At 30.4% G+C, this 5,136-nt stretch carries 3 protein-coding genes; all 3 read right to left on the minus strand.

From position 1 onward, the window contains the following. Nucleotides 1-456: 456 nt before the first annotated feature. The gene (locus tag AB2369_RS11165; RefSeq protein WP_367666558.1) at nucleotides 457-1,077 is read right to left on the minus strand and encodes a copper homeostasis protein CutC; all 621 of its coding nucleotides are present in this window, start codon (nucleotides 1,075-1,077) and stop codon (nucleotides 457-459) included. A 266-nt stretch (nucleotides 1,078-1,343) separates the two neighbouring features. Then, nucleotides 1,344-3,059 (minus strand): 5'-nucleotidase C-terminal domain-containing protein, encoded by a 1,716-nt coding sequence (locus AB2369_RS11170; RefSeq protein WP_367666559.1) that lies wholly within the window; start codon nucleotides 3,057-3,059, stop codon nucleotides 1,344-1,346. A gap of 215 nt (nucleotides 3,060-3,274) precedes the next feature. Then, a complete protein-coding gene (locus AB2369_RS11175; RefSeq protein WP_367666560.1) occupies nucleotides 3,275-4,648 on the minus strand; it encodes a nucleobase:cation symporter-2 family protein in 1,374 nt (457 codons plus the stop codon). Nucleotides 4,649-5,136 lie beyond the last annotated feature (488 nt).

Consider the following 5,136-nt stretch of genomic DNA (forward strand, 5'->3'; position numbering starts at 1 on the left):
TCCCCTATCTTTTTTCTTGAGATACTATTTTGAATTTTATTAATAATTGAAAAATACCATTGCATACTTTTACCAAATTTAATTTTATTATTTCCTCTTATAATTTTCCCTTTGTTTATTTCTACTAAAAAATATTTATTTTAAAATCAAAAGAAAATCTATATTTTTTTCATTAAATTACTCCCTAGAGTTAACACAAAAACACTATTAAGATTTATCAAACTCAAATAAACCTTAATAGTGTTTTTATTCATGAAAATTATTATTTAATTATTAACCCAAAAATCCCTTTTACAAAATCACTTTTTAGCACACCTAAATCCAAATTAAACTTCTACATGAATCAAGAATTCATTTTATTAATAGAATGGTAAGATATTAATATATAACAATTTATAATTACTATTATATATATTATTTTTATGTAGAAAATTTTAACTAGCACAACGCGTTATATTATAATTTACCTACTATCCTCTTTCCATGAAACTCCTTTGCTCCAGTATATATTTTAAGTTCTTCATAGTTCTCCTTTGTAACTCCTCCTCCTGGGAGAATAATAATCTTCCCTTCACTTTTCTCAATAAGAGATTTTATAACATTCTTTCCCTTAAAAGCATCCTCTATGCCGCCCTTAGTTAAAATTCTATCCACATTAAGATTAATTAACTCTTGCAAGGCAGCCTCTTTATCTTCTATTTCATCAAAGGCCATATGAAAAGTAACCTTTAAAGGTTTTGATAATTCTATAAGATTTTTCAATAGATTTTTATCTATTTTTTTATCTCCATTTAAAACCCCAAGCACCACTCCATAGACTCCTAGTTCCTTGCACATCTTTATATCTCTTTTCATTATTTCTATTTCTTCTTCTGTATAAAGGAAATCCCCTCCCCTTGGACGTATTATAACCATTATAGGTATATCCAAATTTTCACAAGCCATAGATATGGTTCCATAACTAGGCGTGGTTCCCCCTTCAATTAAGTTATCACAAAGTTCTATTCTATGAGCTCCAAGCCTCTCAGCTTTTTTAGCTTCTTCATAACTACCTACACATGATTCAAATATATCCATAACTTCCTCCTGTTATATAATAAATTTTACTTAATAGTATTTAAAACTTAATATTGAAGAGACATTCTTCTCATATATATATTTATATGCTGAAACTTCTATTTACTCAATTTTTAAATAAGCTTTTTCCCTGAGCTACTCTAATTATATCAATAATATCTATAAACACAAATAAGCCTCATTTACTGAGGCTTATTCTTATATTTTCTTATATAGAAAACCACATCAAACCTTAATCCAAACTTCAATCTAATATGATCTATATCCTAGGCTGTCTTACTATTCTTTTTTCTAGCTATAAAAGCTCCAACTAGTATCATCATTCCTCCAAGGATTATAAAATCATCATAGCCTAATACAGCTCCAGTTTGAGGAAGAACTTCCTTATCAGTTTCTTTAGTATCATCTACAGGAACTACTACGTCTTTAGTATCATCTACTCCAGCTACTAAAGTCTTTTCATCAAACTTAAAATTAATATTACTCTCTTTCTTAAGCTCCATAGCAACTAAATCCCTTAAAGGTTCCATAGTATCAGTAACCTCTATGGCTCCTGTAAAATCATACTTGTCACCCTTGTCCATCATAAAGTCATTAGTAGCTACAGTGTAGTACTTATCATTTTCTATTTTAGTCCCATCTAGTAACCTCATTGAAGTTATTCTATTTCCAAAAGGAGCATCTTTATCATAAAATACCCTTAATCCATAGTACTGTACCCAGCCCACTTCCTTATTGTCTATTCCATTCTCTAAAACTCTTTTAAGATCTGACCCCTTAAGCTTCATAGTAACCAATGTATTGTCAAAAGGCATAACTTCATAAAGATTACCTACAGTTATATCTCCTTTAGAAAGCGGTACCCTAAGTCCACCCCCATTAGTTATAGCTATTTGTGTTTCTCCTGCCTTTGCCATATACTTACTTATAAATTGTCCAAGAGGTGAAAGTCCTATATACCTATCATGAGGAAGCTCTGAATCCACATTAGTTATAACTTCTGATAATATAGGCTTAAGTTTCTCATCATAACTTTTAACCATAGCCTTTACTTCTTGGTCTTCCACAAGATCTTTTCTTTCATATAATTTATCTACATTATTTTTAACATCTTTAATACTCCCATCTTTATTAAAGGTAAAAGTAAGCCTAGCTAATCCTCTACCATTGTTCATAGCCTGTACAACCGGAGTATTATTTACTCTTCCATTTACATATTGATGAGTATGTGAACTAATAACCGCATTAAGTCCTGGCACATTTTTTACAAGCTCTTCAGCTTCTCCAGTTACTACTCCATTTTTATCTTGGAAAGCTCCAAGATGTGTTAAAGCAACTACTGCATTAACTTTTTCTACTTCTTTAAGATGTTTAACCCAAACTTTTGCAGCTTCACTAGGGTTTTTAAATTCAAAATTTTTAACATTCTCAGGCTTAGTTTTAAATGTAGTTTCAGGTGTAGCAAGTCCTATAAATCCTATTTTTATTCCATCCTTTTCTACAACCTTATATGGTTTAGCCCATTCTACTGGTTTATTAGTATTTTTATCATATATATTTGTAGCTAAAAAATCAAAATTTCCATCCTTAGCCCATTTACTTATAAGTTCATATCCCCAGTCGAATTCATGATTCCCTACAGCTGATGCTTCTATGTTCATTGCTTTTAGCATTTCACTAACCGGTTCTCCTTTGGTAAGATTGGACATTGCAGTACCTTGATATAAATCTCCCGCAGCAACTACCAAAGTATTGGGATTCTCCTTTTTTATTCTGTTAATCTCTCCGGTAAGTTTTGCAGCCCCTACATTTTTTCCACTTTCATTAAGATTTCCATGAAAATCATTAAATGATAGTATGTCTATTACCTTTTCTTCTTTAGGTTCCTCTATAGCTCTAACAGACTTTGGAAAAGTCATAACTAAAGCCATAACTAAAGCTACAATAAGTGAAGTAATTTTAATGCTTTTACCCTTATTCATCTTAATCCTCCTAAATATAAAATCGTTTTCATATTTATTATACTATAATACCCATATATTTGTATTATATAATTTTATATTTTCTTAATTTTCATATGATATAATATGCATTTCAATAATTCTTATTAAAATAAACTTATGCAAAATTAAAATATTAATGAAATTTAAAAATGACCTACTTCTATTGAAGTAAGTCATCTTTAAAACATGTATAATTAAACTGATGCTTCATTAACCTTCGGTTTATTACTTTCTTTCTTTACAATTCCTAATTCATTAAAGAAATAGTTTAATATTATAGCTGCAAGGCTTCCTGTTGTTATTCCACTATGGAATAATGTATTTACCCAATCTGGGAAGTTATGATAGAAAGTTGGTACAGCTAAAGGTATCATTGATAGACCAAGACTTATAGCTACTATCATTCCATTTTGTGTTCCATCAAACTTAACACTTCCAAGGGTTTTTATTCCACCAGATGCAACCATTCCAAACATAGCAAATCCTGCTCCTCCAAGAACTGGATATGGTATTGATGCAACTATAGCTCCCATTTTAGGGAATAATCCAAGTAAGAAAAGAATTACTCCTGAAGTAGCTACTACATAACGACTCTTTATTCCAGTTAAGTTAACAAGTCCTACGTTTTGAGCAAAAGCAGTGTGTGGGAAAGTATTAAATATTCCTGCTAGCATTGTTGCAAATCCATCTGTTCTAAGTCCTCTTGCAAGATTCTTATCATCAATAGGTTTTCCAACCATCTCATGTATAGCTATAAGGTTTCCTGTTGCTTCTGTCATAATTACAAGCATTACAAGAAGTAGTGAAATTATAGCAGAAATATCAAAATTCCAAAATCCAAATTTAAATGGTATATTTAAGTTTATAATTCCAGCGTTAGCTACTGAGCTAAAATCTGCCATTCCTGTTAAAGCTGCTATAATTGTTCCTACAACTATACCTATAAGTATAGATACACTAGACCAAATCCCCTTAAGAACCTTAGTTAAAACTAGGATTAAAACCATTACAAATATGGCTAAAAATATATTTTTAGGACTAGCGAAGTTTGGTGAATTCACATCATTTCCTGCTGACCATCTAGCCGCTATTGGAAGAAGTGAAAGACCTATTATGGTTATTACAGTACCTGTTACAACCTTCGGAAAAAATCTTAAAAGCTTTCCAAAGAAAGGTGCCATTAAGAAGCAGAATAATCCTGCTATAAATACAGATGCAAAAATTGTTGCTAAAGCAGTGTACGGATCACCACTATATCCTCCCGCTATAGCTACCATAGCGTTTACAGTTGCAAAGCTTGTACCTTCAACCATAGGAATTTTAGCACCTATATGTTTTCCAAATCCTAAAGCTTGAATAATAGTTGCAATACCTGCAATAAATAAGTCCGCGTTAATTAAGAAAACTATGTCACTTTGTGAAAGTCCAACTGCGTTACCAACAATAAGTGGAACTGCAACTGCTCCAGCGCACATAGCAAGCACGTGTTGAAATGCGAAAAGTAAATTTTGACTCATCGGAAATTTTTCATCCACTGGTGCTACATTCTTTTTCTCTAAATTATTCATGTTTTTCCCCCTTATAATACCCCTTATTTTCTCATTACGAAACTTCCATTCCAATAATTAGAAATTTAAAATTTGCTTTAAATTTTATTAATATATAATATTTTAAGTATTAAAACTTTAAAGCCTCTGTTAAACTAATACGCTTATCATCCCCTCTATAAGTGCTATATTAGTCTTATACTACCTAGATTTTAACCTTAAGTGATTGAAGTTAAAAATTCTTTAAATCTAGGTTCTAACCCACCTTCTTTACTATGTCTAAAATACAGTATATCTATTAATAAAAAGGCGAGTCTCTTTAAATAACATTTATGTGGCATGCTTATATTAAAAAAACTAATATTACAGCCCCATACTTTTAAATGATAATGAAATTTCTGAAAAACGTTTTAAATTATGTACATTCTATCTTTTTTAACACTAATCTGTATTTTATATAATTTATATGTAAATGTTTTATAGACTACTTATATTGTTATAATATAATC

This window comes from Clostridium sp. (genome assembly GCF_040797585.1).
GTDB lineage: Bacteria > Bacillota > Clostridia > Clostridiales > Clostridiaceae > Clostridium_Z.

What these genes read in the sequence shown, in the direction of transcription:
- AB2369_RS11165 (WP_367666558.1), bottom strand. Translation starts at nt 1,077, where the DNA reads ATGGATATATTTGAATCATGTGTAGGTAGTTATGAAGAAGCTAAAAAA.
- AB2369_RS11170 (WP_367666559.1), bottom strand. Translation starts at nt 3,059, where the DNA reads ATGAATAAGGGTAAAAGCATTAAAATTACTTCACTTATTGTAGCTTTA.
- AB2369_RS11175 (WP_367666560.1), bottom strand. Translation starts at nt 4,648, where the DNA reads ATGAATAATTTAGAGAAAAAGAATGTAGCACCAGTGGATGAAAAATTT.